This is a genomic window from Candidatus Roizmanbacteria bacterium, from assembly GCA_016699265.1.
Lineage (GTDB): Bacteria > Patescibacteriota > Microgenomatia > UBA1406 > GWC2-37-13 > CAZLQR01.
Map to the genome: position 1 here is coordinate 232,128 of CP064967.1, position 24,834 is coordinate 256,961.

At 39.9% G+C, this 24,834-nt stretch carries 27 protein-coding genes and 1 tRNA gene; 12 read left to right on the forward strand and 16 right to left on the reverse strand.

Translation table 11 applies throughout. The features are described from left to right. Positions 1–71 precede the first annotated feature (71 nt). From IPH70_01335 to IPH70_01345, 3 genes are all read right to left on the reverse strand, one after another. A complete protein-coding gene (locus tag IPH70_01335) occupies positions 72–863 on the reverse strand; it encodes an ABC-2 family transporter protein (GenBank protein ID QQR64149.1) in 792 nt (263 codons plus the stop codon). Between the two features lie 6 nt (positions 864–869). Further along, complete coding sequence (locus IPH70_01340) at positions 870–1,598, reverse strand: ABC-2 family transporter protein (protein ID QQR64150.1); 729 nt, start codon at positions 1,596–1,598, stop codon at positions 870–872. Between the two features lie 66 nt (positions 1,599–1,664). Beyond that, positions 1,665–2,480, reverse strand: a complete 816-nt coding sequence (locus IPH70_01345; protein QQR64151.1) for an ABC transporter ATP-binding protein — start codon at positions 2,478–2,480, stop codon at positions 1,665–1,667. A gap of 55 nt (positions 2,481–2,535) precedes the next feature. On the opposite strand from IPH70_01345, the gene IPH70_01350 reads away from it, so the two are divergent. The 5 genes from IPH70_01350 to galE all read left to right on the forward strand — a co-directional run bounded on the left by IPH70_01350 (position 2,536) and on the right by galE (position 8,157). Next, a complete protein-coding gene (locus IPH70_01350; GenBank protein QQR64152.1) occupies positions 2,536–3,507 on the forward strand; it encodes a tyrosine-type recombinase/integrase in 972 nt (323 codons plus the stop codon). A gap of 84 nt (positions 3,508–3,591) precedes the next feature. After that, complete coding sequence (locus IPH70_01355; GenBank protein ID QQR64153.1) at positions 3,592–5,031, forward strand: DUF2079 domain-containing protein; 1,440 nt, start codon at positions 3,592–3,594, stop codon at positions 5,029–5,031. Between the two features lie 164 nt (positions 5,032–5,195). After that, the gene (locus IPH70_01360) at positions 5,196–6,083 is read left to right on the forward strand and encodes a glycosyltransferase family 2 protein (protein ID QQR64154.1); all 888 of its coding nucleotides are present in this window, start codon (positions 5,196–5,198) and stop codon (positions 6,081–6,083) included. An 84-nt stretch (positions 6,084–6,167) separates the two neighbouring features. Next, entirely contained in the window at positions 6,168–7,073 is a 906-nt protein-coding gene (locus tag IPH70_01365; GenBank protein ID QQR64155.1) for a DMT family transporter, read from the forward strand. Between the two features lie 67 nt (positions 7,074–7,140). Then, the gene (galE, locus tag IPH70_01370) at positions 7,141–8,157 is read left to right on the forward strand and encodes a UDP-glucose 4-epimerase GalE (GenBank protein ID QQR64156.1); all 1,017 of its coding nucleotides are present in this window, start codon (positions 7,141–7,143) and stop codon (positions 8,155–8,157) included. Positions 8,158–8,224: 67 nt separating this feature from the next. On the opposite strand, the gene IPH70_01375 is transcribed toward galE, so the two are convergent. After that, positions 8,225–8,566, reverse strand: coding sequence for a phage holin family protein (locus IPH70_01375; GenBank protein ID QQR64157.1), 342 nt, complete (start codon positions 8,564–8,566; stop codon positions 8,225–8,227). 45 nt (positions 8,567–8,611) lie between these two features. Between IPH70_01375 and IPH70_01380 the strand changes: the two genes are divergently transcribed. Continuing rightward, positions 8,612–9,373 carry an NTP transferase domain-containing protein gene (locus tag IPH70_01380; protein ID QQR64158.1) on the forward strand — a complete coding sequence of 254 codons (762 nt, stop codon included), beginning with the start codon at positions 8,612–8,614 and terminating at the stop codon, positions 9,371–9,373. On the opposite strand, the gene IPH70_01385 is transcribed toward IPH70_01380, so the two are convergent. The 3 genes from IPH70_01385 to IPH70_01395 form a co-directional block, all read right to left on the reverse strand. Next, positions 9,370–9,846, reverse strand: coding sequence for an HIT family protein (locus IPH70_01385; GenBank protein QQR64159.1), 477 nt, complete (start codon positions 9,844–9,846; stop codon positions 9,370–9,372). The genes IPH70_01380 and IPH70_01385 overlap by 4 nt on opposite strands. Positions 9,847–9,863: 17 nt before the next feature. After that, positions 9,864–9,937, reverse strand: a tRNA-Gly gene (locus IPH70_01390). Between the two features lie 75 nt (positions 9,938–10,012). Next, complete coding sequence (locus IPH70_01395) at positions 10,013–10,291, reverse strand: hypothetical protein (GenBank protein ID QQR64160.1); 279 nt, start codon at positions 10,289–10,291, stop codon at positions 10,013–10,015. A gap of 85 nt (positions 10,292–10,376) precedes the next feature. On the opposite strand from IPH70_01395, the gene IPH70_01400 reads away from it, so the two are divergent. Together IPH70_01400 and IPH70_01405 are read left to right on the forward strand one after the other, a co-directional pair. After that, complete coding sequence (locus IPH70_01400; GenBank protein ID QQR64161.1) at positions 10,377–11,756, forward strand: glycosyltransferase family 39 protein; 1,380 nt, start codon at positions 10,377–10,379, stop codon at positions 11,754–11,756. Next, positions 11,744–13,180: a hypothetical protein gene (locus IPH70_01405; protein ID QQR64162.1), complete on the forward strand. Its 1,437-nt coding sequence runs from the start codon at positions 11,744–11,746 to the stop codon at positions 13,178–13,180. Before IPH70_01400 ends, IPH70_01405 begins: the two co-directional genes overlap by 13 nt. On the opposite strand, the gene IPH70_01410 is transcribed toward IPH70_01405, so the two are convergent. Both IPH70_01410 and IPH70_01415 read right to left on the reverse strand, forming a co-directional pair. Then, complete coding sequence (locus IPH70_01410; GenBank protein ID QQR64163.1) at positions 13,169–13,984, reverse strand: glycosyltransferase; 816 nt, start codon at positions 13,982–13,984, stop codon at positions 13,169–13,171. The genes IPH70_01405 and IPH70_01410 overlap by 12 nt on opposite strands. After that, positions 13,959–15,239, reverse strand: coding sequence for an oligosaccharide flippase family protein (locus IPH70_01415; protein QQR64164.1), 1,281 nt, complete (start codon positions 15,237–15,239; stop codon positions 13,959–13,961). Before IPH70_01415 ends, IPH70_01410 begins: the two co-directional genes overlap by 26 nt. A gap of 69 nt (positions 15,240–15,308) precedes the next feature. Here IPH70_01415 and IPH70_01420 point away from each other — a divergent pair, with 69 nt between their 5' ends. The 4 genes from IPH70_01420 (at position 15,309) to IPH70_01435 (ending at position 18,155) form a co-directional block, all read left to right on the forward strand. Continuing rightward, entirely contained in the window at positions 15,309–16,301 is a 993-nt protein-coding gene (locus tag IPH70_01420; protein QQR64165.1) for a GDP-mannose 4,6-dehydratase, read from the forward strand. Positions 16,302–16,313: 12 nt separating this feature from the next. Further along, positions 16,314–16,826, forward strand: coding sequence for a class I SAM-dependent methyltransferase (locus IPH70_01425; GenBank protein ID QQR64166.1), 513 nt, complete (start codon positions 16,314–16,316; stop codon positions 16,824–16,826). A gap of 67 nt (positions 16,827–16,893) precedes the next feature. After that, a complete protein-coding gene (locus IPH70_01430) occupies positions 16,894–17,073 on the forward strand; it encodes a hypothetical protein (GenBank protein QQR64167.1) in 180 nt (59 codons plus the stop codon). Positions 17,074–17,138: 65 nt separating this feature from the next. After that, positions 17,139–18,155, forward strand: coding sequence for a hypothetical protein (locus IPH70_01435; GenBank protein ID QQR64168.1), 1,017 nt, complete (start codon positions 17,139–17,141; stop codon positions 18,153–18,155). Here IPH70_01435 and IPH70_01440 read toward each other — a convergent pair. The 7 genes from IPH70_01440 to IPH70_01470 all read right to left on the reverse strand — a co-directional run bounded on the left by IPH70_01440 (position 18,130) and on the right by IPH70_01470 (position 24,650). Then, positions 18,130–18,774 carry a dTDP-4-dehydrorhamnose 3,5-epimerase family protein gene (locus IPH70_01440; GenBank protein ID QQR64169.1) on the reverse strand — a complete coding sequence of 215 codons (645 nt, stop codon included), beginning with the start codon at positions 18,772–18,774 and terminating at the stop codon, positions 18,130–18,132. The genes IPH70_01435 and IPH70_01440 overlap by 26 nt on opposite strands. Before the next feature lie 136 nt (positions 18,775–18,910). Further along, the gene (locus IPH70_01445; GenBank protein ID QQR64170.1) at positions 18,911–19,627 is read right to left on the reverse strand and encodes an FAD-dependent oxidoreductase; all 717 of its coding nucleotides are present in this window, start codon (positions 19,625–19,627) and stop codon (positions 18,911–18,913) included. Continuing rightward, complete coding sequence (locus IPH70_01450) at positions 19,614–20,174, reverse strand: FAD-dependent oxidoreductase (GenBank protein ID QQR64171.1); 561 nt, start codon at positions 20,172–20,174, stop codon at positions 19,614–19,616. Before IPH70_01450 ends, IPH70_01445 begins: the two co-directional genes overlap by 14 nt. Positions 20,175–20,202: 28 nt before the next feature. Then, positions 20,203–20,442, reverse strand: coding sequence for a hypothetical protein (locus IPH70_01455; protein ID QQR64172.1), 240 nt, complete (start codon positions 20,440–20,442; stop codon positions 20,203–20,205). 653 nt (positions 20,443–21,095) lie between these two features. Further along, on the reverse strand, positions 21,096–22,457 hold the full coding sequence (locus IPH70_01460) for a glycosyltransferase family 39 protein (protein QQR64173.1): 1,362 nt from the start codon (positions 22,455–22,457) through the stop codon (positions 21,096–21,098). Next, entirely contained in the window at positions 22,450–23,055 is a 606-nt protein-coding gene (locus IPH70_01465) for an IPT/TIG domain-containing protein (protein ID QQR64174.1), read from the reverse strand. Before IPH70_01465 ends, IPH70_01460 begins: the two co-directional genes overlap by 8 nt. 47 nt (positions 23,056–23,102) lie before the next feature. Further along, positions 23,103–24,650: a hypothetical protein gene (locus tag IPH70_01470; protein QQR64175.1), complete on the reverse strand. Its 1,548-nt coding sequence runs from the start codon at positions 24,648–24,650 to the stop codon at positions 23,103–23,105. Positions 24,651–24,834: the final 184 nt, after the last annotated feature.

The window sequence follows — 24,834 nt, forward strand, 5'->3', positions numbered from 1 at the left end:
TATGTATATCTACAGTGTAGCAATTCGAAGCTTCCTATGGGCACTTTAATTTTTTAAATAATTAAAGTGAGTTAGCTGCTTGCACTGGTGTAGAAGCGGAGTGCGAACTTCCAGAATAGACGTGAAAGGACAAACATAGCAAATGTTAGTAATATGAGTTCGCCAAAATCATATAAACTCGCCTTTCCCAACAATAGTTTGGCAGGGGTACTCATAATTAACACAAAAGGTGAAATCATTACGAAACCAAACTCTCCGAGCTGTCGAAAAGTTTCCCGAGGGTAGCGTCCGAGTGAGCGAAGCGTGTAAAAGAGTTCATTAATGTTGTCTAGCTTCGGCGCCCAGATCACTAAGGTGTTCAACATAAAAAGAAGTGAGTATAGAAGAAAAATTGCAAACAAAGCTCCAACAATAAAAAGAGCGATTCCTGTAAGGGTGACTGGAATTTTATAGATGGTAATTATCCAAGAAGCCAGCACAGTGCCAAGCAAAGTTCTTACCATACTGTTTATGCTTGCTGTATGAAGCGAGACATAAAACTGTGAATCGATCGGTCTAAGTAAAAATAAATCGAACTTACCCCTATCTATTAAGTCAGAAAATTGACTAAATCCACGAGCGAAAAACGTACTGAATACACCTATTACTATGTTGTAGATGCAGGAGATCAACAAAAGCTCGCCGGTCTTCCAACCAAATGCAGAATTAACCCTAAGAGTCACAAGATACATTGAAAAAACATTAAAGAAGGCCCAGATTCCTGAGGAAAAGATAGTATTTAAAAATGCATCTAATCTGAATGCCAGAAAATTATTGAAGCTGATCTTAAAGATGGCGCTGTAAAATTTTAGGTAACGATTCATAGCCGATTATTGTCCTATCCCAGAAAACTTTCTTAATCCTTGTTTCCACATAACCTTATATATAACCGTAAAACCTAGTATCCAACCAAACTGAATAAGTATGATGTGGAGAAGTTCGCTCGTATTGTAGAGTCCAATGAAGGCTGTTATAGGATAGTAGAGTATGTAAGGAAATGGTGTAGCCTTCGCAATATAGAACATCCATGTAGGAAATAAATTAATCGGGATAATCAGGCCGCTTAACGCAAATATCAGCACGTCGTTGGTCTCAAGAATACTATCTATGTTCGTCATCCAGAAAGCCGTTAGTCCCAAGATCATTTTAAACATAAACGATATTGCGAACGCGTTAAGTGCGACAAGTAACGATAGAGTGATTATGACCGGAACATTACTCAGCTCAATAGGAATCTTCAGGAAGACTGCAAGTAGGGTCACAGTTATAAGAGCGTATGACATCTGAAGAATTCTCCATGGAGACTCAGAGATTGATCTTATCAGTAGGTATGGAAATGGCCTGAGAAGTTCACGGATCAGCTCCCCCTGCTTAATATCGATATACGCTACATAAAGCTCTACATGATTCATAAGTCCCGCCTGCGCGATTATGAGTAGTAGGTAGTATGTTCTAATACTGTTTATATTCCATCCATGCAGAGTTTGGTCGGCCGAAAGTACCCCTTGCCAAAATAGAAGTAGAACTAGAGGATTGATAAAGGCAATGAGAAACCACAAGAAGTTTCGAGCTCTGTGTTGGAAAACGTGCTGAAAGTAAAGAGAGAAGATACGAAGAAACCGTCTTCATACCTTTTTCTGTTTGTGCTGAAAGAAGCGCCTGATAACATCATCTACATCCCGATCATTCTTTTTCGCGTACTCGGTCATCAGTCTATCGAGATCGCCGTCATAGATAATCTCACCGTAGTTAATTACTACAACTCGTTTGCATAGGTGCTTAACATCTCGCATATAGTGACTTGTGAGAAGTATTGTCGCCTTATATTTGAGGTTGTAGTCTTTGATAAAGTCTCGTAGTTTCTCCTGCACTACAACATCTAGTCCTATGGTTGGCTCGTCTAGAAACAGAATCTTTGGACGGTGAAGCAGTGCGGCCATGAGTTCGCACTTCATCCGCTGACCGAGAGACAATTTACGCACCTGAACATGCATTATTTCCTTAACATCCAAAAGTTCCGATAACTCCTCGACTCTCTCCTTAAAGTCAGTGTCGGAGATTTCATAGATCTCCTTATTTAGCAAAAAGGTGTCCATCGCGGGAAGATCCCACCAGAGTTGATTCTTTTGTCCCATAACTAGCGAGATTTGTTTGAGAAAATCCTTCTTGCGATCGAAAGGAGTTTGATCTAAGACGGAGACCGATCCGCTCGAAGGGTAAAGAAGTCCTGAGAGCATTTTCAGGGTTGTGGTCTTCCCTGCTCCGTTTGGTCCTATAAACCCGATGAGCTCCCCCTCCTCAATTGTAAATGAAACGTCATTTACCGCCATCTTATCCTCATACTTACGCGAGAAGAGAGACTTCAACGCTCCGCTTAGACCCGGTTCCTTTTTATATATCTTGAAGGACTTAGAAAGATTTTTTACGTCAATGATTGGCATACTGTTATTTTAGCAGATCATTGCATTTTGAACGAACGTCGCTTAATATGAAATTATGGGAATAAGAGAAGCGATACTGCGGTTTTTGGAGTACTCGGAGCTTGATCGTAATCTCTCCCTAAAGACCGTAAAAATGTATGGGTACTATCTTGGGTTCTTCCAAGATTGGCTGTTGAAAAATAAGATGCCAGACTTTGCCGATCGCGTGAAGGCTGGTGAGCAACCAGATTATGAGATAGAAAAAATTACTGAGGAGGATATCCGCAGTTTTCGTCTCTATCTTTCACATAACTACAAAAATCCCCACAAAGGACCTCTTGCAAGGCAGACTCAGACATATTTCTTAGTAGCGCTTCGATCTTTCTTAAAGTATCTCTCAAAGCAAAGATTCAAGGTTATTCCTGCTGAGGTAATTGAACTTGGTAAATCCCGAGATAGAAAGATCAAGCATCTTGAAGAAGACAAACTCACCTTACTTTTTAAGAGCGTGGACGTTAAGAACGAAATGGGAGTGCGAGACCGAGCTTTGCTTGAGATGTTGTTCTCTACGGGTCTTCGTGTATCTGAGCTGGTTGCGCTTAATCGAGATAAAATCAATTTGCAAAGCGGTGAGATAGGAGTTATTGGTAAAGGTGGCAAGGCACGCGTTGTGTTTCTCACCACAGATGCGAAGGAATGGCTAAGAAAATATTTTGATATTCGCAAAGATCCCTATAATCCCCTTTTTATTCGATACTCAGGTCCGACCTCTGGCGAAGGTCTCAACAGTGAGAAGCAAAGATTATCTGTGAGATCAATAGAGCGGCTCATTGAGAAGTATCGAAAGAAAGCGGGTCTTGTAGAGAAAATTGGACCCCACGTTTTGAGACATTCATACGCTACCGACCTTCTTTCACATGGTGCAGATATTCGATCCGTTCAGATGATGTTGGGTCATAGCAATATTTCAACGACTCAGATCTATACCCATATTACAGATCCAAAACTTAAGGAGATCCATGCGAAGTACCACAGCGGTAACAAGTAATTTTTAGTTTTTAGTTTTTAGTTTTTATTAAATTTTTAAAAAATATAATTTCAATACAAATTACAAATTAAAAATTAATAATTCATGAAGAAGATACTCTGGTTTTTTATCTCTGTCTACATAATCTTCTTCTCTACCTTTTCTGTCCTTCGGTATCGCAATATGTATGCCAACTACTTCGATCTGGGAATAATGCATCATGTTGTGTACAACAGTTATAAAGCTTTACAGACTGGAGATTTTGGGAGATTTTTAGAGCATACCGATCCCACAGGTCCCACGCAGCTCATTCGCTCAGCCGTTCACAACGATATTATTCTCGCTCTTTTTGCACCGTTGTATTTCCTTTATCCATCTCCTGAGGTACTGCTCGTTACGCAGTCTGTAGTTCTTGGACTGGGAGCGTTGGCGGTATATGGGATAGGAATGCATGTGCTGAAAAAAATTACGCATCCCGAACTGTACTCACTTATTTTTGCAGTTAGTTATCTCTTCTACGTGCCTCTACAGCTCGCTAATCGTTTCGACTTTCATTCGGTGGTACTCAGCACTTCATTTCTATTATTCATGTTTTATTATTGGCTCGAGAAAAAGCATTCATGGAGTTTGCTTTTTTTAGTTTTGAGTTTGATCACCAAGGAGCAGGTGGGGCTAACAACAGCATTATTTGGAATATATGTTGTGTTACTGAATTTAAAATTTAAAATTTTTAATTTAAATTCAAACTTTAAATTTCTAATTTCAAATTATAAAACAGACAAAAATATAAGGTTTGGGTTGCTCGTATCTACTTTCAGTGTAGTCTGGGTTCTGTTCTCATTTTTCGTGATGATCCCCTTTTTCAGAGGGGAAGGTCACTTCGCCACCAGTAGGTATGAAAATATCAATATAATCTCTACGTTATTTAGAAAGAGCACCTTCGAGTATCTGTGGAACCTGTTTGCACCACTTGGATTTTTGTCTTTGCTCTCCCCTGTGATTTTAATTGCATTGCCAGAGTTCGCAATTAATCTTCTCTCGCAAGAAGCAAACATGAGGAGTGTGGTTTTTCACTACACGGCAGTTATTACTCCATTTATTTTTATCTCAGCAATATATGGTCTTCGAAGAGCATATCGTCTCTCACCTCATGTCGCTCATTTATTCTTCGGTATCGCACTTTTATATTCAGCATATTTCTCCATCACTATGAGCCCACTTCCTTATTCAGTACAGAGGGATCTCTATGTGTTCTCTCCACAGAAAAATGCAAAGGATGCTCGAGAATGGGAGTATAGGCTTCAAGACGATTCTATCCCCGTTGCAGCAACCGGGAACGTCGGCACATTCTTGAGCTCTCGCCGAAAGTTCTATTACTTTTCGCAATATTACGATCTTGCCGATTATGTTATCATAAGACCTAGTGAGATCTTTACATACCACGATAAAGAAACGCTAATTCCGGTCTATCAAAAGCTCGTCCGCGATCTACGGTATGTGCTAATAGATAAGAGGGAAAACTTTGAGGTATACAAACGTTTATAAATTAACCTAATTGATCTAATTCCTAATTAACCTAAATAATATAAAAATCCCAAGCGCTAATTGGGAATTGGGTATTTGTTTAGACCTGCTTGTCGATAGGTAGGAAATAGAATAATTAGAACATTAGTAATTGAATAAAAACTAAAAAATTCAAATTAAAAATTATGATTAGCGTTATTGTTCCATTCCACAACGAAAAAGAAAATTTACCGGCTCTTCTTGAGCGTCTCAACAAAGTTCTTGGTGGTCTTAAGGAAAAGAGTGAAATCATCTTGGTCGATGATGGATCTACCGATGAGTATGCTGTAGATGCAAAGGTCGTCGTGCATCGCAAACAGCTAGGGAAGGGCCGAGCCTTAGAGACCGGACTTGCCAACTCGAAAGGGGACGTGATTGTTTTTATGGACGCAGATCTTCAGGATAGTCCTGAAGAAATACCGCTTTTTCTGGAGGAGATCGAAAAAGGTTCGGACCTCGTCAATGGATGGAGAAAGAAAAGGATTGATCCGATCTCTAAGACTCTGCCTTCATCGATCTTTAACGCTATACTGCTTAAGCCGCTCCTCCACTCTACCTTTCACGACATCAACTGTGGTTTTAAGGCGATGCGTCGAGAGGTACTTGAGGAAATTCCACTCTATGGTGATAATTATCGATTTTTACCAATACTTGCTCATCAGCGAGGCTTTAAAACATCTGAGGTAGTTGTAACGCACTCCCCTCGTCTCAAGGGTAAGTCTAAGTACGGTGTGAAGAGAATTATGTACGGACTTTTTGATACCGTTACCACCTACTTTGTATTTAAGTTTTCCGAAAAGCCTCTGCACTTTTTTGGTCCTATCGGTGGGGTTGCTTTTATTCTCGGATCGATAATTACTCTCGAGCTAACAATTGAGCGATTATTCTATGGTGTTGAGTTATATAAGAGGCCTCTTCTTCTTGCCGGAATTTTCTTGATCATTATTGGTCTACAGGTTATCTTGACGGGAGTACTCGCAGAACTAATAGTGTTTTTGCACAAATCTAAATATCAAAATTCCAATATCAAATAAAGCCTAAAATCTTAAATTCAAATATTTAAACTTTGAGCTTTGAATTTTGTTTGGCATTCGAACTTTGAGCTTTGAAATTTTAATATGAATCCATTTCTCGCAATCATAATAGCGAATGTAATCATGGGCGTGACGGCGCCAATTATGAAGATGGGACTTACTGAGATTCCACCTTTTATATTGGCATTTATTCGCTTTGCAAGCGCATCACTACTGATCGCTCCATTTGTCGTTTCTCGCTGGCAACCACTTGCTAAGAAGGATTGGGCTCTTCTATTACTCGCCGGAATAAGCGGTATAGGACTTCATATAGGGTTTTTTTTCCTAGGATTGCAGCGAACTCAAAGTATTGTCGCGCCGGTAATTGCCTCTTCAGGTCCTGTTATTTTGTACGCGATTGCACTGTTTTTTTTGCGTGAAAAATTTAACCTCAAAAAATTCTATGGAATGATTATTTCACTGGGAGGAATTATGACGATAGTTCTTGCGCCTCTAATTCTCAATGGCACAGTAGTCCACCATCAACAATCTATTGGAAACTTACTTTTGTTTGTTGCAACTATTTTTGGAGTTCTTCACGCATTCTTTATTAAGAAGTTGTCAGGAAAGGTCGGAGCACTACAAATATCTCTTGTAGTTTTTGTATCAGGAGCTCTATGTTTTTTACCGTTCACATTCGGCGAGATGCAGAGTTGGTCAATTGAGGAAGTCACCGCACGTGGTTGGTTTGCCTTATTGTTTGGAATATTTTTTGTTTCTCTTGGTGCGTATACCTTAATTCATTACGCACTAAATAAAATCAACGCATCAGACGTTGGAATGTTCGCCTATATGGATCCGGTTGTAGCGCTTCTTGTTGCATGGCCATTGTTGGGTGAAAAGCCTGATATTTTCTACTTTATCGGTTCCCTGTTGGTTTTTGGTGGAATATATCTTGCCGAGGGACGACTACACTGGCATCCGTTTCATAAGCTCAAGGATAGTTTTTAATTTTTATTTCTTATTTATTATTAAATTTTTAGGTACTAATTTACCGTTTTTAAAACTATAATAGGCTATGGCAAAGGTATTAATTACTGGAGCGGGTGGATATATCGGCGTTAACACGGCTAAGCTATTTTTGGCTGCGGGATACACTGTTGTTGCGCTCGATAATTTTTCTCAAGGATTCAAACAGCCTTTAGAACTACTACAGAAAGAGTTTGGTCAAGAGAAGCTTTTCATCTACTCAGCCGATCTAACCGTAGACGGTGGTGCCGAGGTCTTTGCAAAAGAACCCGGTATAGATGCTGTCTTGCACTTTGCTGCTCTGCTCAATGTTGGTGAGAGTATGCATGTTCCTGAAAAATATTTCACGAATAACGTTATTGGCACGCAGAAACTATTACAGCAAGTTATCATTAGTCATATTCAACGCTTCATCTTTAGTAGTAGTTGTACTGTCTATGGAGAAGTGAACAATCCTCCTGTTGACGAAACTTTTCCTCTTCAACGACCGGCAAGTGCATACGGAGCCACAAAAAAAATATGTGAAGAAATACTTGAGTGGTATGATCAATTGGGAAAACTGAAATACATTTCACTTCGATACTTCAATGTTTGTGGTGCAAGCGACGATGGTGTTCTTGGAGATGCTAAGCGAGAGACATTTGGACTCATGCAAAATGCGATCAAGGGAGCCTTAGGACTCAAACAATTCGAACTTAATTATCAGAAGGTCTCAACTCCAGATGGGAGTCCTGTTCGGGACTATATAAACGTTGTTGATCTTGCAGATGCCCATGTGAAGGCCTATGAATATCTAGTAAAAAATGATAAAAGCGAGGTCTTTAATTTAGGAACAGGAACCGGCAACAGCGTACTACAGGTAATAAATGAGATAAAGCGAGTGATGGGTGTTGATTTTCCTGTTGCTGACTCAGCACAAAGACGAATTGGTGAAGTTGCACAAATTTTTGCGAACTACTCGAAGGCAAAGTCACTTCTTGGCTGGGAGCCAACCCACTCACTAGAGCAAAGCATTAAGACGCTCGCAAAGTTCTATAAAGATCATCCAAACGGTTGGAATCATTAGTCTTTCTACATCGTTCCCGACAGGACCTTCCTATAGGCAGACAGGCGTGAGGACGACTAAGTTTCTCTTAGTCGCTTTTTTTCATTGAGTTTAAGAAGCCTCCGACGATTGACAGAGTGATACTGAATAGAAGAGCGGGCCAAAATCCATTCACCGAAAACCCAGGCACAATGTTTCCCGCAAGTATTACCAATCCTGCGTTTATGATGAGTGTAAAAAGTCCGAGCGTAAGAATGGTTATGGGAAGAGTAAGAAGAATAAGAATTGGTTTGATAACGGTATTAAGAATTCCAAGAACTACTGCTAGAATAACTGCGGTATAAAGATCGGCTACGTGGATTCCAGGGATTATATATGAGGAAATGAGAACAGCGGCGGTACTAATAAATAGATTTACAACAAGTCCCATACCGTCAATTTATCATAAATTTTGTTATTTTGCTATAATCTCTGAATGTCTGGTGCTCATGTTGCCGCTATTATTTTAGCCGCAGGTAAAGGAACGCGAATGAAATCAACCACCGAAAATAAGGTTGCTCTCCCCTTTCATGGTAAGCCAATTATCAAGTACGCAGTCGAGGTAATGCAGTCTGTAGCGTCTGAGGTCGTAGTTGTCGTGGGTTCTTTGGCCGAGACGGTGAAAATCTCACTTGAGGGTATGAAAGTTACTTATGCCTATCAAGCAGATCAACTTGGGACCGGCCATGCGCTTCAGGTTGGATTCAAGGAACTGGAAATCAAAAAGCCGGATATGATCCTTGTTGGATACGGGGACCACATGATGTTTTATAAATCTGCAAGGTTGAATGATTTGGTTGCACTTCACCAAAATGAGGGAGCTTCTTTGTCGTTGTTGACAGCAATATACGACGATCCAAATAGTCTTGCTTGGGCAAGAGTACTAAGAAATGAAAAAAAAGAGGTTATCGGATTAGCTGAGCAGAAAGATGCGACAGATGACCAGCGAAGTATTCAAGAAATTAATCCTGGAATGTACTGTTTTAGTTATGATTTTCTTGAGGAATACCTCCCACAGATTACAAAGTCAGCGGTAACTCAAGAGTACTATCTTACCGAACTTCTGGAGCTCGCATATGATCATGGAAAGAAGATCGTCGCGCTTCCCGTACCATTTGAGGAAGTAGGAATTGGAATCAATCGACCTGAGGAGCTTGATAAGAGCCAAAATCTTTATAATAAGGTAAGTAAGTCTTAGCTTCCATTTTTCTCGAAGTACTCCACTAGTTCGTTTGCATAGTCCAGTCTTTCACTTGGTAAGGAAATTCGTACATTACTCATGTTCTCAAGCAACTTGTCATCTTTATATCTAGGGAAGATGTGCATATGATAATGTAACGCGTGTTGTCCTCCGTCAGGTTCATTGTTCTGTTGTAAGGTAATTCCCTCACACTTTCTAAGATCTTTTAAAGCAACTGCAACACGTTTTGCAATCTTCATTATTTGCTGATCTACCTCAGCAGGCATATCGTAGAAGTTTTCATAATGCACATTGGGAAATATGATTACGTGCCCTGGGTTATTTCCTACAAACTTGGAGTTGATAGCAGCGCTGACGAGATCGTCTTTGTAAAAAATATCATCCTGCATCATCATAGTATCTTCACTTTCGATTCCCGAAATAGAGATACACAGAGGACATTTGTAATTGTCTGGAGCATGGTTGTGCATATTTGAAGGGTGAAAACTGGAGCGGGATGGGGGAATCGAACCCCCAATCTCACTTTGGAAAAGTGATGTTATACCACTTAACTAATCCCGCATTAGATATATATTATACCAAAGAGCATCGTAGTAGGGTCTTGCTACTATCATTGGACGATGAGGCAGGCTAAGCTTATCTTGTTCTATCTCTATCAAACAACGCTCTTCGAAGCGTTTGGTTCTTACCGTGTAGCGTATCGAGCCTTTTATTTAAAACCCTTAATTCATCTACGGCCCGAGCCTTTACCGCTTTAGGAACGTGGGTTAGATTAGCTAGTTTATTTGCAAGATCTAATCTACCGTTCGTTCTAAAGATCTGGCGGGAGTTTATCCTAAATTTGGTAACAAGAATAGGATTGCGGATAAAGGATGCTTTTTCCTGACTTGGAGTTGGCCTTTGCCTTTCTGTCATTTTTCTATTATAGCTTTGAAATTGTCAATATCAAGCCAGAGTAACAACTGCACAACCAAAAAGAATTGGATACAATACAAGTTATATGAGTTTAGATAAAAAAGCAATATTGCTAATTACCCTCGCGTTTTTGGCTAGAGTTATAAATCTAAATCAATCACTCTGGCTTGATGAAACAACTACTGCCAATGTCGTAATGAGGTATGGATACTTAGATATTATTACAAAGTTTTCTCCTCACGACTTTCATCCCCCACTTTATTATTTATTTGTAAAATTTTGGACGAATATATTTGGTTACTCGGAAATAGCTCTGAGAATGCCGTCGGTAATCGCTTCGCTTTTGACTGGGTGGGTTGTATACCAGATAGTCGTAAAGTCTATAAGGTCTATAAAGTCCGTAAAGTCGACTGCGATTTGGGCAGCTGCTTTTTTTCTATTCAATCCCCTTGTAGTTTACTACTCGCAGGAAGCGAGAATGTATGCGATCGTAACGCTCCTGGTCACATTAATTTTCTGGAGCGTTACAAAGTTACCCTTCGGCTCCGCTCAGGGCAAGCTGGTTACAAGTTACAAGTTTAAAGCTAGGCACATAATTTTGGCTAATATTTTTATCGCACTATCGCTGGCCACATTTTATGGCTCGATATTTTTTATAGCATCTTTATATCTCTATTTAGTTTTAAAGAAAGAATTCAAATTACTGACGTATCTGTTACCTGGAACAGTGCTTGCTTCGACAATTCTCTCCCCTCTTTTTATAGTTCAGCTAAAAAATTCTGGAGAGGTTTTAAAGGCTATTCCTAATTGGTCGCTGACCCTAGGTAAAGCAAATCTCAAGAATTTATTTTTGATTCCAATAAAGCTTACAAGTGGTCGCATTAGTTTTGAACCAAAGTGGCTATATTATGGGATTTCTGGCGTTTGGGTTGCTTATATCGGATATTGGTTAGCGCAATTAGGGTTACAAACAAAAAAGTACGATCAATATTTTTTCTATCTTAAAATGCCTGTGTTTTTAGGATTTGCAATCTCTTTTTATAAGCCACTATTACAGTACTTCAGATTTATCTACATACTTCCTTTTTTTTCGATGTTGCTCGCAGTCGCTATTTATAAAAGCTGGCATCGATACCTGATGGTTGGAGGTTTCATTGTTTTTTCGCTAATCTATCTATTAGGACCTTCATTTCATAGAGAAGATTGGAAATCTTTGGTTGCAGATCTTCCGTCAAACCATGTCTGCTCACTCCCCTCGTCATTTGATCCGCTTCATTACTACAACTCTAAACTCATAACTAGTGATGCACGATCATGCACGACTAGTAAAGGTGATGTCATAGTTGTACCATACGCAGAGGAGATTTACGGCTTTGATACTACAGCATATATGAAGCAGAAAAAATACATATTGAGTAAGGAAGTTTCATTTAGAGGCGTTGAGTATCAGATATGGAAAAGATAAGAAAATTTATTCCCGAGGTTCTTTTTTTTGCGTATGTTCTATTATTAAACACCTACAAACTTTTTAGTAGTAGCAACTTCAATCCCGATATGGGGAGGGACATGATGTGGATCTGGGACATCATTCATGGAACATTTACTCTTCTTGGGCCGAAGCTATCTTTTGGTGGCTATTATCTAGGTCCGTATTACTATTACATCTTCGCTCCGTTTGTTTACCTAACTCAAAATTGGCCATATGGTCTGGTTGCAAGCAATGCGGTTTTCTCTGCCATCTTAACAACTACAATTTTTTATGTCCTTAGGAAAAATCATGGAACGGTGTTTGCTGGACTAGGTAGTGTCTGGATCAGCATTACTCCTTATTTCTTATTTTCGGCTCGTAATCCAGGAAATGCGTATTCATATATTGCTGCATTGTTTCTGCAGTCAATACTATTCCTATACCTCAAAAAAAATAGAGCCTTCTATGTCTATATGGGACTAATGTCTGGTCTTATTCTCAACTTCCATCCTGCATCGGTTTTTTTACTTGCTCCTTTCTTTCTCGCATCATTTACCAAGGTTAAACCAAAAGAAGTTTTGATTAGGTTTGGATTATTCTGTCTGGCAGCGGCTATGCTATTCTCCCCACTAGTCTTTTTTGAGCTGAGACACAACTTTATCATGTTCACAAATACTTTTATAACAAAGTCCTACTCTGCATTTCTGAGTGCGAACAGTCCTGCATCGATGATGAAGGCTTCCCCAAACTATTTAATTAGCTTTTTTCAGATCGATAACTTTTTATCTAAGTGGATAACTCCAACGGTTGCGGTTCTCCTATTTTTGTCAGCTGCAACTGCCTTTATCTCAAAGGATGTAAAGGCGAAACGTGCGACGTATTTGCTGATATCGGTAGTTGTAATCTTTAATCTAGCTCTTAGGTATCAGGTCGCATTCCACTATGCTTTCCCACTCTTGATTGGGGTCCAGAGTCTTTTTATTTATGTGATAGGTAGAGTTAAAGCGAGATTTTGGTACCCAACACTTATGGTGATTGTTATTTGGTCGATGTTACTTTTCCCGAAATCAAACTACGCTGACGCATATCGTCCGTTTGAGAGACTGTACGCAAATACTTCGATTGCTGTTAAGAAAATGCCACTGGATAGCTCGAGCATTAGCGTTGCATACTTTGCGCATAATCCTATGGCAACCTTAGGTTATGAATACCGCTACATCCTTAAGCTTCTGGGACACAAGGTTATGGGAGAGCAAGAGTACTCAATTTCAGAAAGACTTCTTGTGGTATCAGAGGAAGGTGAGCTTGACTTTAGATCTTTGAAAACATGGGAGCTTGATCAATTTGAACCCAAGCAGATGATATCTTCAAACTCTGCTGGTGAGACAATATTCTACCTCTTCAAAAAATCAGATAAGTGATTTGATTAGTCCAGAAATATTTCTGAGACGCTCGGCTACAATCGATCCAAAGTGTTTGGCAAGCATCTCTCTGGTCCAGTGCTTGGATAACAACAAGTACCAGTTTTTGGTATCGAGCCAAGCTTTTCTTGTTTTCATTGAGGATGATGTTACTTGTCCGTGATGAACTACAAAAACATTTGTTGTGGTACCGAATTTTTTTCCTTTCTCCTTCGCGGTCATAAAGAGATCCACATCCTCAAGATATGCGAAGAATCTTTCGTCAAAGCCTTTGAGTGAGAAAAAGTCATCAGTCTTTATCACAAGTGCGGCCGCCGTGAGACCGTCCACTGATTCGTGTATCGTAGATCGCGAATCGTGTAGCGCAAGCTTAATCTTGCCTTGCGGGAGGACTTTATACCCGATGTTTTCCAACGAACCGTCAGGCTTTTTCAGAAGTGGCGTTGTGGCGAACCATTTTTTATGCTCCATAGTCTTCAGGCACTCCTCTACCCAATCGGAAGTAAAACGTATGTCGTCGTTTAGAAAAATGAGATGCTCGGGACCAAAATGTTCTCTCGCTGCTTTTGCACCGTCGTTGCAGGCCTTTGCAAACCCAGTGTTGCGATTCTGGTCTAGAGTAATTATCTGCAAAGATGAAGAAGCGTCGATGTTGATAATAGGAGTCGTATCGTTATTCACGATTATTACGTGAGCATTTGAATATTCACGTTGAATGTCACCAAGCACCGCAACAAGACCATCTCTATTACTAAGAGTCGGAATGATGAAGGCGAACTTAGTTCTCGAGCTTTTTGTATTCATGGAATGATGTAATACCGAGGATAATTGATGATGCGCTAATTGATGCGGCAATAACCCAGGCAGGCGCAAAGACGCCAAGTTTCGGAATAAAGATAAGACACCCTACTGTCATTCCAATAAAAAATATTGCATTGGAAAGAAGAACATAGGCAGGCTTCTTTATTGTATAAAGCATGAAGATTAGCAAAAAGTTACTGTATGTGAAAATGATGAACGGAAACGAAAGGCTTTTGGCTATCTGAGATGCGGTTACAAACTTCTCAGTAAAAAGTAGTCTAAATAGTGAATCAGGAATAAAAAATAAAATTACAAATAAGATGGCCGGAACAGAGAGATAAAGCAATCCGGGCTTAAGAAGTTTTTGAACGTCTCTCTTAGTGCTAGCTTTTGAGAACAACGGTGAAAGGACCTGGGTGACGCTGATTATTGAGGTGATAATTGAGAGAATAATTTTCTGCGCAAGGGCGTAGAACCCCACATCGTTTCGCAGCCCAAAAAACGAGAGCATAAAAAGATCCATTCTTAGTGCAAGATTGTAAAGTTGTGTTGATGCGAAGTATGTAAGTGTGTAGCCGAACTTTAGCTCGGTTCTATCAAAGCGTGAACCGACAACAGACCGAATTGCTGAACGCTTTTCAAACAGAAGAGGTATAAAGAAAGCTATCGACCCAAGAACGCTAAAAACGAGGATGACAGAGGCGGGCGTTATTTGATTTGTGTAGACAAGTACTCCAAGTAATGCGAGCTTTATTACATTTGAGATGTTTACATATAAGTTAACCCTAAAGAAATGCTTTCCTGCCAGAAGTACATTTGATATAAAGTTCTGCCAGATAAAAAATATGACCCCGAGAAAAACTAGATAGATTGTTAGTTGATCTGCGCCAGTTTTAAAAAAATATTTATCAAGCCAACTAAAGGTAAAGAGCAGAATGACGACAGATGCCGTTGCAAAAATTGTTTGGTAGATAAAAAGCGTCTTTACAAAGTTGTAGAGATTGCCGGTCCGTTTCTCCAGCATTGCAGGCAGATACGAGTAGATAGTTGCAGTTGTACCGAAATCAAAGATGTTAGCCAGTACATACGAGACCCCTAACAGGACTCCAAGTACTCCGTACTCCGCCGGTGTCATGGCTCGTACCAAAACTAGCGCAAAGATAGCGGTAAAGGCGGTATTCAGGTAGTTTCCTAAAGTATTTATGTAGATGTGGATACTGGTGGGGTGTTTAAGAAATATTGTAAATTTCTTGAGCATGTTATATTCTATGATATTAGGCTAGAAATAGCACATAAAACGTTTTAAATACGCTACAATATATTGCATATGGCAAAAACAGCACTGGTTACTGGAATCTTGGGACAGGACGGACCTTACTTAGCAAAACATCTTTTAGATAATGGGTATAAGGTATACGGAATGATGTCGCGATACTCAAATCCGAATTTTCAGAATACCGACTATCTTGGAATCTCAAAGGACATTAACTTTATAGAGGGTGATCTTACCGATGAGTCTTCTTTAATGGGTGTTGTTAAGCATGCACGACCAGATGAGGTATACAATCTTGCAGCCCAGTCCTTTGTCGGCTCTTCTTGGGAACAGGCAAAACATACGACCGAAGTCAACTCTTTAGGAGTTCTTTATATGCTAAATGCGATTAAACTTCTGTCCCCCACCACCAAGTTTTATCAAGCCTCTACTTCTGAGATGTTTGGAACCGGAATTGAGAATGGTTATCAGGATGAGAATACGCAGTTTCATCCCCGAAGTCCTTACGGAGTCTCAAAAGTCTATGCTTACTGGATGACCGTTAATTACAGAGAGTCCTTCGGAATGTTCACATGTAATGGAATATTGTTCAATCATGAGTCTCCAATTCGAGGAATTCAATTTGTAACAAGAAAGATCACAGATGGAGTTGCAAAGATCAAGCACGGTTTGGCAAAAGAGTTGCGACTAGGCAATCTCGATGCCAAGCGAGACTGGGGTTTTGCTGGGGACTATGTTGAGGCTATGCATCTAATGCTTCAGGCAGCAGAACCAGATGATTACGTTGTTGCAACGGGTGAGACTCATACCGTTCAGGAGTTTGTGGAGCTGGCATTTGATGCTGCTGGAATCTCTGATTGGAAAAGTTACATTACTATTGACCCGCGATTCAAGAGACCGGCCGAGGTACCAAACCTTTTGGGTAAAGCTGAAAAGGCTAAGAAACAACTTGGTTGGACTCCAAAGGTCACGTTCCCCGAGTTGGTGAAGATGATGGTTGAAGCTGATTTAAAACGATACGAAATACAAAAAAGAAATAGCGCGTAACATCAAAGTTAAATGAAGGATTTAAGCACTCAGCAACTAACTTTAGCTACCTCGGACTACGATCTTCGTATAACCAATCTAGCACGATTCATACTTAAGAAACTTCCTATAAAGCAAGGATCTTTCATAGATGTTGGAGCTGGTAATGGTCTATTCCTAAAGTTTTTTAAGGACCGTGGGTTTGAGGTAGAGGGAATTGAACTTGAAAAAGATCAGGTGCATGAGATGCGTAAAGACTTCAAGCTTAAGGATGTATCAATTCGGCAGGGAGATATCACTAATCTTCATGGTGACGAAAACTTTGATGTGGTAATCGCATCCGATGTCATCGAGCACATCAAAGACGATGCAAAAGCACTAGATAACTTATTCACGTTTGTAAAAAAAGATGGTTATCTAGTTCTTACGGTTCCTGCACACATGCATCTTTATGGCAAGCGTGACAAGACTTGGGGACATTATCGGAGGTATGATCGTAATAGCCTAAGATTTAGTAAGAAAGTTAAAAAGTTTAGAAGGTTGTAAGGTTGAAAGTGAACGTTAGTTACTGGAACTTATTAGGTTACTTTGCATATTTTTCTTTGAGAAGATAATGAATCAACCAATTAAAGAAGAGTTTAGATATAAACAAACAGCATTCTCAAAATTAATTCGCAGCATATTGGATTTGGTTTTGAAGTGTGAAGAGCTTTTAGGTGAGGCCCCAATTGGCTTAACGCTTGTTGTCGTTATCAAAAAAATGAAAATGAATAATTACTTAGTGCGTTTTTAATCGATATCTGCTAATTTATTGTCCTATCGCTGATTTTTTATAGACAAAATCCATTTGTCTACCGAATGGATCCTCATCTTATCGGCAGATACTATCTGTCTCAGGACATAACCCATGAGGTTGATGGTAAGCGACTGTTTTTATCAGATGATGAGATACATATTGCTGCAGGATACCTCTATGCTATGGGGGAAAACCCTGTTGACTACAACTTTCAGCACCCTCCCCTGATTAAGTATATGTTTGGGTTTATGACGCGTCTTACCGACAATCCATATTTGGTTCAGGTAATCTTAAGTGTCGCATTGTTAATGTCCACCTATTATTTGGCGCTACGTATCTCAGAAAGCAAGATCGTAGCAATGGGCGCAGTCGTTTTACTTTCTTTTGACCGACTCTTTATCTCCTTCTCAACTCAGGCACTTTTAGATCTTGGACAGAGCGTGCTTATAATGCTCTATCTCATCACGTCGGTCTACTTTAGAGACAAATATTGGCTGCAAGGAATTGTTCTTGGACTGTTACTAACCGCAAAATTTTGGGCAGGATCACTTTTCTTTATCGTATTTATCAATTCTTATCTCATGTTGAGGAAACAGTTTAACCTGCGTAGATTTATATACCAGTTGGGCGTAGGGTCTGTGATGTTTTGCTTAGTATATCTAAGATCGTTTGTTGCACAGCGTGGAGCTTTCAACATCATATTCTTCGAGCTTAAGACTCTCAAATATTGGTTTCATCACTCGGTTTCCTCAGTATATGGAGCCTCACTCATACTTTTTACCACAGGATATCTCAAAAGTTGGTGGGGTGCGAAAGAGGTACTGAGAGCTCAGTACTGGAGTTTAGTATGGCCGATAGGACTATGTATAACGGCTGTAGTTGCTTGTAAACGTATTCTACGTGAAAAGCTAAGGCTGTCGCCGGCTACCCTCATATATACCATTCCGGTAACCTACCTTGGGTACCTTTCTATACAGGCTGCTTATGAGAGGTACTTCATCATTCTGCTTCCCTATCTATATATTGGACTGTCGTCAATCTTGACCCCGCCAATTATGAAGAAACTGCGTCGTAGATAAATTCGTTCGAGTTGGGATTGTCAGACCATTTTTTAAGAGTGAAACCATCTCTATCCTTATCGCTCATGAGATGAGTTCCATTCGCAATCTCCTCAAACTTTTTTTTAAGATCGGAGTCGCAAAGTGACCAGTCAATATCGGTGGTAATCGGCGAGATTCCAGCTTCGTTGCTTGGGTTCCAGTTGCTTGTGCAAAGATATTCGATCTGTGTCTCTTCAGGATAGTAGCCTCCATGAGCAAATCCGACAGGGATCCAGATCAGTTCTCCATAGTCTCGACTATGATCCGCAGGTAAATCGTAGGCAATTATTTTGCCAAAGTTAGGAGATCCTTTTCGAATGTCCATGACAAGATCGGTCATGTGTCCAAAGACCGTTCTGACGAGCTTGCCTTGGTAAGGAGACCACTGAAAATGAAGGCCGCGAATGGTGTTTTGCTTTGAGTAGCTTTCGTTGACCTGAATGAACATCGCATTTTTCAAAAAAGATAGATCTGGGTTTGAGTTAAACTCAGACTGGTTAAAAGATTCGGTAAAGTAACCTCTCACATCGGTAAATCTTTGGTATCGGATAACCTTAACCTCAGGAAGTGCGAGTGAGGTAACTGAAAGTATCTTCATAGGACTTCGCTTTCGAAATAAATGATATCAGCAAGCCTGCCTGCCGGTAGGCATGGCTTCGACCTATTTCCTACATTCACACTTTGTAGGGTACCCCTCGAAGCAAGTACATTGTTCATTTTATTGCGTAGTGGGGTCATACAATCATTTTAGCAATTTTTTTTGATAGCTCCACCGCAAGATTAAAGTTGCGGTCATGTGGGTACATCTGGTCTATGTTCCCAAGAAAGATGTTATGAAGAATCTGAATTGGGGGGCGATTTTGAAGTGAGCCCAACCCGAAGATGGTCTGTGCCCGTGGAACACGAGAGATGGTTGATTTCTTTATCCATGAATTTTTGAACTGTGGATTAAGTTTTTTGAGAATTGATATATAGGATCGTACCACCATCTCATCACTCTCTTTGTAGCGAGCACTGTCTCGATGTAGATAGTTGGCAAGGTAAACTAGCGATCTATTTCCATAGTTCTTACGGTCGATAAGATTCGTGTGCTCGACCATTACAAGAACCGGTTCGTTCTGCTGGCAGACATTGATCCAGTATTGATTTTGAACAGGTTGTGACAGCTCCAAAAGTAGACAGACGGCGCCAAGCTGATCCTGTGAGTTTAGGAGGGTCTTAATTTTTGATGGTAATTTGTTTTTAATGAGTCTGGTAGCAACCGGAGAGACAGTGGTAATAAGACACTTATCAAATGATACTTTTTTTCCGCCGACCTCAAGATCAACACTATCCTTATATGATTCGACGCCGGTCACAGGTGTATTGAGATTTATCAACACCTTATGTTTCTTAAGTTCGCCAACAAGAGCATTAAAAAGAGTCTCTGATCCGCCATCAAGATAGCCCAAATCGAAGGACCTGTCTCTTATTCTCTCGCAGCCATGCTGCCGGTACATCTTCTGAAAATTTAGCAAACTTCCCGACAAGAAGTGGTTTCCAGATTACTTTATATGCTTCGGCTCCGGCATAGGTCATAAGCCAACTTTTAGCAGAGATAGTATCTAATTTTTTTATATTGACGGGTAAGTATTTAAGAATTGCCAATGCGAGTCCTAGTCTGAGTCGGTCTATGAAGGGTAGTGGCTTGAATGTGAGTAGGTCTAGTGGTGAAGAAAATGGATATGTCACCCCTTCGTACAGGATGCTGGTCTTTGATGGATAAAACTTAAGCTTCTCCCCTATTCCGAGTTTATTAATCAGCTCAATGACATGAACATCAGATCGGAAAAAGTGATGATAGAATCGCTCAATGGAGCTATTCCCAACCTCAACGTAGGTGCCAAGTCCTCCGGTGACAGGAGAAGCTTCATAAACAGTTACTGAATGACCCTCCTTACTCAGAAGGAGAGCTGTTGAGAGTCCTGTTATTCCAGCACCGATGATTGCGACTTTCATTTATTTAGAAATGTAAGAAATTTAACAACTAGTTTGCCCAAAAACCGAAGTGTTTGCTGGCGTAAAGATTCATTGAGGTAAAAAATCTTTTCCTCTTATCTTCCGTCAATCGTTTAAAGGAACTACCCCCCGCATGATTATGGGGAACCTCGATCCAACCGATTTTATAACCTTCATCCAGTAGTCGTTTGGTGAGATCGCTATCCTCAAACCAAAGGAAAAATTTTTCATCCCAACCACCGATCTCCTTTAGTACGGACGCTCTCATTAGAAGACATCCTCCAAATAACGTATGTTTCTTAAACGATGATAATGGAATGATTCTTCTGAGGGGGAGAATTCGGACAAAAGACTAAGCCAGGTAGGGACAGGCTTGAAGTAGCTATCCCCTATCTGCTCCGGAGATGCAGCATCTAAGCTTTTCTTTCGACATTTTGGTAAATTTTAGGATCTCATCTGAGGTTAAGAAAGTGTCAGGGTTTAAAAACAACAACCACTCCCCTTTGAGATTGTCGCCCTTGATTGCAGGCCTTTGCAAAACCTAGATTCGGTTTGTTTTCAACAACTCTCAAGTTTTTATTTCTTAATTCTAAGTTCTTAATAGATTTTTCAGATATTTTTATCGATAATAATTACCTCAAGTTCTTTTGTGGACTTCAGGAGACTTATTTGTTTATTAAGTTCATTCGGCGTGTTCCAGTGGACAATAATCGCAGAAACTTTCATATTATTTTATTCCCCAACTATATAGGGTCGCAGGCCAGACTGAGTACGGATTGTCATCAAGTGGATAGTGATCCAGATAAAGCTCCTTTTGAGATTTCTTTCAGCATAGTCGATTACGTCTTGGGCAACGACGAATCGTCGATAAAAATAAAACCTTTTGGATACTTTTTCATTACCATCTTAAGATCTTTAAGCTCACCCCACAAACAGAAGATTTTTTGAATCAGGTATATACTTTTCGCCATTTCCATTTGTTTTGAAGGTTGTATGCTTTGGAAGTCCATTCACCAATCCCGACTCGTCCATCCACCTAAATAAGTATCCATTAGGAAAATCCATTCCTAGATACCAATATTGCCTATCGTGCCAAGTATCGATTACGGCCGTTTGTTTTTTTTCAAGTTTGCCCTTTGATTTGATCAAGTTATACACGCTGTCATAATCGATTACAGCGATTTCCCTAAAGTCATGATTTACGGAGTAATAGGTCTTGGGCTTTAGGACGAACTTGTCGCCATTTACGATTATTGCAGTAATGAGTAATAGTGTAAGCACAACTGCAAAGCGAGTTGATAATGATCGAGCCAGTAGATAAATAGAGTTTGCAGCTCCGATAAAAAACAGACTAAATATCGGAAGCAAATATCTAGTTGAGTAAGGTTGCCAGAACATCGTAATAAAAATCAGATGCACGAAGATGTAGATCAAGAATAGTGACACTACTCTCTTATTTTTAATAAACAGGTGGACTAGTCCTACTAAACATAGAAATGAGATCAGGCCATACTCTCTCCAGAGAAAGGAGTGATAGTACCAAACATTATTCGACAAAATATCACCGCTACTATAGGTATCCTTCAGCGCTTTGAAAAGCTGGAAGTTATACAATGCCGCAGCTGTTCCAAACATCCAAAGATAGAATGACTTCCTACTGATAACAAACCGAATTTCTGAATAATTGAAAATTATGTAGTGGAATACCAGTGATACGAGCAACAAGTAGAAGAAAAAGTGTGTAGCGACTCCTAAAAACAAGCTGACTAGAAATGCTATCATGTATCGTTTCTTTAACTTAGATGAACTGGTAAGCCTTTCATAGCTATAGATAGTTGTAAGTGTGAGAAGTTGGAGTATTGAGTAGCTTCTAGCCTGTACTGACCAAGTAATGAAGAAATAAGATAAGGATGCAAGTAGGCCGGCAGAAAATGCAGCAACCTTGTGTGACACTTTACTAGCAAGTAGATAGATCATGGCAGCTATCAAAGATCCGACAATAGCGAACGGAAGTTTTGCCGACCATACAGAGGTACCAAACAAATTAAAGGATCCCGCAATAATAAGATGTGCCAATCTATTATTTTGTTCCATAGTCAATCCAAAATAACTCATTGCCCCACCTAGATCATTTAAGATGAGTTTGGCCTGATTTGCGGAGCTGAATTCATCCACCCAGAATGGAGTCTGTTGCAGAAGGCCGACAAGTCGATAGATCAGAGAGAGGCATGTAAGAAACGCTACAATGGGCCATATTGAGAGTTGCTTAAAATATTTATTCATATCCATTAATTTTTCTTACTTCTGAAGGCAGCGATTTTAATTGTTTAAAGAACAAATCATCTTCTTCATCCCATCCATTTGTTCTGGATATTACTCTCAAAGTCGCTGTGTTACTTCTGGTAACTGAGTTTTTACCATTCCAAAATACCGGTTTATCGATTCTTATCGAAAGCTTACCAACGGCTATATCTAAAGGTACCTCAAAAACGATCTCCGTATCAGTCCACAAGCTTACGTTCAGTGGTTTGCCATTTGCTTGCAACGTGCTTTTTTTATCAGTATTCCAGCCAAATCGTCTCCCATGTAGGACTACTTTGGTTGAATTATATACTATCGATGGTTGTTGGGAATATATTACAGGGTCGTAACTTTGCCTCAGAAGATAGTTCTGCAGAAAGCCAATTCCAATGTATAGTCCAACAACAATCATTCCATATGCTAGAGCTACAGCGAAATTGCGCGTGACGTCTCGTAAGTTGAGAGGTCTAAGTTCAAAACTCCAGCTAATAAACTTATATAAGTATGCAAGGTACTGTCTAAGAAGCTTTGCTATGTGTCGGATGTACGGCAGATGGTTTGATACTAGATGTGATTTCATAGTTGTTTTTCTATCGTCATGGTGGACCAATTGGAATACTCCAAAACCTACAAATATGAAGACCAAGCCGATGCCTTCTCGGCGATGTTGATCATTCCAAACGAGGAAGTTAGCGCGCCTATAACCAGAAGAATACTACCTAAAGCAAACTGGAAGCGACCATTTACTCCACTTCCAAAGAGGAATAAAATCCAAACTACAATCAGAGAGTAGGTTACGGCTTCAAAGTTATATGCTAACAAAAAAGTATCGGTAATGAATCCAATTACGAAAATTATAAATAGAGGGATGATGTGTCTTGTCGCTAACACATTTAACGCTCGGTAGATCCTTTTTTGATAAACCATGAACCCGAGTAAGGTTGCAATAAAAATATTGAGAATGAAGACTGCATAAGACCACCATTTCACATCTGTGGCCGACAGTATGCCTTGTGAACTCGCTACCCCAGTATTGGACTTAACTAAAATCAACTCTGTTTTGGTAATTGGAGTGAGAGTTGCAAAGTCGTTGGAGTAGTCTTCTGGGGAGTCTTTAGGGTAGTCATAGGCCAGCCTCAATTTGACCGACTCGATATTTTCATTACCGTGGGAAAGTATTTTCGTAAATTGCTGAGGCGTATGGAATGAAATAATAGGCCCGCTGAACTGTATATCCTTCTTGGGTTCTCGACGGTTCAAATAGTCATTTATATAGGTACTGTTTTTGACTAAGGTGAGACGTCTGACCGTGGAAGAATAGTTAACATAATCAAGCAAATATTGGTAACCCTGTATTTGTTGAGGTATATCATAGTTGTGCTCATATATACGTACGTGATTCGCTTCTTTTAATTTGAAATTTGAAACAGCTATCTTATTTGACTGAGGGTAATTTAAACTTATGACGGACTCTCCGGCTGCAAGTAACACGTCACTGAATTTTAGATATTTTGTAGGATCCCCTGAGTATATTGGCAGATATTTTTTATTGCCAGTAGATAATGTCAAGCCTATAGGTGAAAAAAGTTGTAAAGGATCAACATAAATATCTCCCAAAGTGCTGGAGTCTGCGCTTACCGATTTCTGTACGGAGTAGAACTGGCGAATTCCTAGTCCATCTCTCTCCAAAGTTTTGGTTTTTTTAAGAAGCTCCTCGAAGATCAAGGTAGAGGTTGTTAGTAGGTAGCGTTTATCAGAGTCTGGCAAGTGCATCTTATCGATATGTCCATTAATAATTGACATATCATCCAAAATGTCACGTTGCACAGATAGACCCCTCTTAATGGATGACTCTACTTCATCTTGGTTTCCAGATTTAAGATATGACTGAATATGATTTGCGTATCGTGCTATCTCAACCTCCCAGAAGTTAAAGGTAGTCTGCGAATCCTGCAGATACCATCTTTTTTCTTTTTGGTCCCACCATGAAACAAGCATGAGTGGATCTTTTCTAAATTGATCCGAAGGTAGACTGTAGGCTATTTCAAACGTGTTCCCCCACTCCAGAATTTCTGCAACCCTTTTTTTTGCTAGAAACAGCTCATTTGCATCATCGTTATAGACCTTAAACTTTTCAAGTGCGTAGATAGCTCGATATTGTGGGTCCTTTGGCATGACCCTTACAAAAGGGTAGCTAATGCGACTCTTGTCGGCCTCAATTGGTTGTAGAGTGACTCTATCACCCCCAGTGGGTACTTTTGGACCAGATAATTTAGTCAGCACAAAGGAGACAAAAAAAGGACTAGAAGCAAATTAGCAATTAGCGCAAACTTCCGAAATAAATTTCGTTGAAAATACT

Bases quoted from the DNA above. Each gene is read 5' to 3' on its own strand.
- IPH70_01415 (QQR64164.1), bottom strand. From the start codon at position 15,239: ATGCTCAAGAAATTTACAATATTTCTTAAACACCCCACCAGTATCCAC.
- galE (QQR64156.1), top strand. From the start codon at position 7,141: ATGGCAAAGGTATTAATTACTGGAGCGGGTGGATATATCGGCGTTAAC.
- IPH70_01430 (QQR64167.1), top strand. From the start codon at position 16,894: ATGAATCAACCAATTAAAGAAGAGTTTAGATATAAACAAACAGCATTC.
- IPH70_01410 (QQR64163.1), bottom strand. From the start codon at position 13,984: ATGAATACAAAAAGCTCGAGAACTAAGTTCGCCTTCATCATTCCGACT.
- IPH70_01335 (QQR64149.1), bottom strand. From the start codon at position 863: ATGAATCGTTACCTAAAATTTTACAGCGCCATCTTTAAGATCAGCTTC.
- IPH70_01455 (QQR64172.1), bottom strand. From the start codon at position 20,442: ATGAGAGCGTCCGTACTAAAGGAGATCGGTGGTTGGGATGAAAAATTT.
- IPH70_01470 (QQR64175.1), bottom strand. From the start codon at position 24,650: ATGCCAAAGGACCCACAATATCGAGCTATCTACGCACTTGAAAAGTTT.
- IPH70_01450 (QQR64171.1), bottom strand. From the start codon at position 20,174: ATGAAAGTCGCAATCATCGGTGCTGGAATAACAGGACTCTCAACAGCT.
- IPH70_01460 (QQR64173.1), bottom strand. From the start codon at position 22,457: ATGAATAAATATTTTAAGCAACTCTCAATATGGCCCATTGTAGCGTTT.
- IPH70_01345 (QQR64151.1), bottom strand. From the start codon at position 2,480: ATGCCAATCATTGACGTAAAAAATCTTTCTAAGTCCTTCAAGATATAT.
- IPH70_01405 (QQR64162.1), top strand. From the start codon at position 11,744: ATGGAAAAGATAAGAAAATTTATTCCCGAGGTTCTTTTTTTTGCGTAT.
- IPH70_01395 (QQR64160.1), bottom strand. From the start codon at position 10,291: ATGACAGAAAGGCAAAGGCCAACTCCAAGTCAGGAAAAAGCATCCTTT.
- IPH70_01375 (QQR64157.1), bottom strand. From the start codon at position 8,566: ATGGGACTTGTTGTAAATCTATTTATTAGTACCGCCGCTGTTCTCATT.
- IPH70_01350 (QQR64152.1), top strand. From the start codon at position 2,536: ATGGGAATAAGAGAAGCGATACTGCGGTTTTTGGAGTACTCGGAGCTT.
- IPH70_01365 (QQR64155.1), top strand. From the start codon at position 6,168: ATGAATCCATTTCTCGCAATCATAATAGCGAATGTAATCATGGGCGTG.
- IPH70_01400 (QQR64161.1), top strand. From the start codon at position 10,377: ATGAGTTTAGATAAAAAAGCAATATTGCTAATTACCCTCGCGTTTTTG.
- IPH70_01355 (QQR64153.1), top strand. From the start codon at position 3,592: ATGAAGAAGATACTCTGGTTTTTTATCTCTGTCTACATAATCTTCTTC.
- IPH70_01465 (QQR64174.1), bottom strand. From the start codon at position 23,055: ATGAAATCACATCTAGTATCAAACCATCTGCCGTACATCCGACACATA.
- IPH70_01385 (QQR64159.1), bottom strand. From the start codon at position 9,846: ATGCACAACCATGCTCCAGACAATTACAAATGTCCTCTGTGTATCTCT.
- IPH70_01420 (QQR64165.1), top strand. From the start codon at position 15,309: ATGGCAAAAACAGCACTGGTTACTGGAATCTTGGGACAGGACGGACCT.
- IPH70_01440 (QQR64169.1), bottom strand. From the start codon at position 18,774: ATGAAGATACTTTCAGTTACCTCACTCGCACTTCCTGAGGTTAAGGTT.
- IPH70_01435 (QQR64168.1), top strand. From the start codon at position 17,139: ATGGATCCTCATCTTATCGGCAGATACTATCTGTCTCAGGACATAACC.
- IPH70_01425 (QQR64166.1), top strand. From the start codon at position 16,314: ATGAAGGATTTAAGCACTCAGCAACTAACTTTAGCTACCTCGGACTAC.
- IPH70_01360 (QQR64154.1), top strand. From the start codon at position 5,196: ATGATTAGCGTTATTGTTCCATTCCACAACGAAAAAGAAAATTTACCG.
- IPH70_01380 (QQR64158.1), top strand. From the start codon at position 8,612: ATGTCTGGTGCTCATGTTGCCGCTATTATTTTAGCCGCAGGTAAAGGA.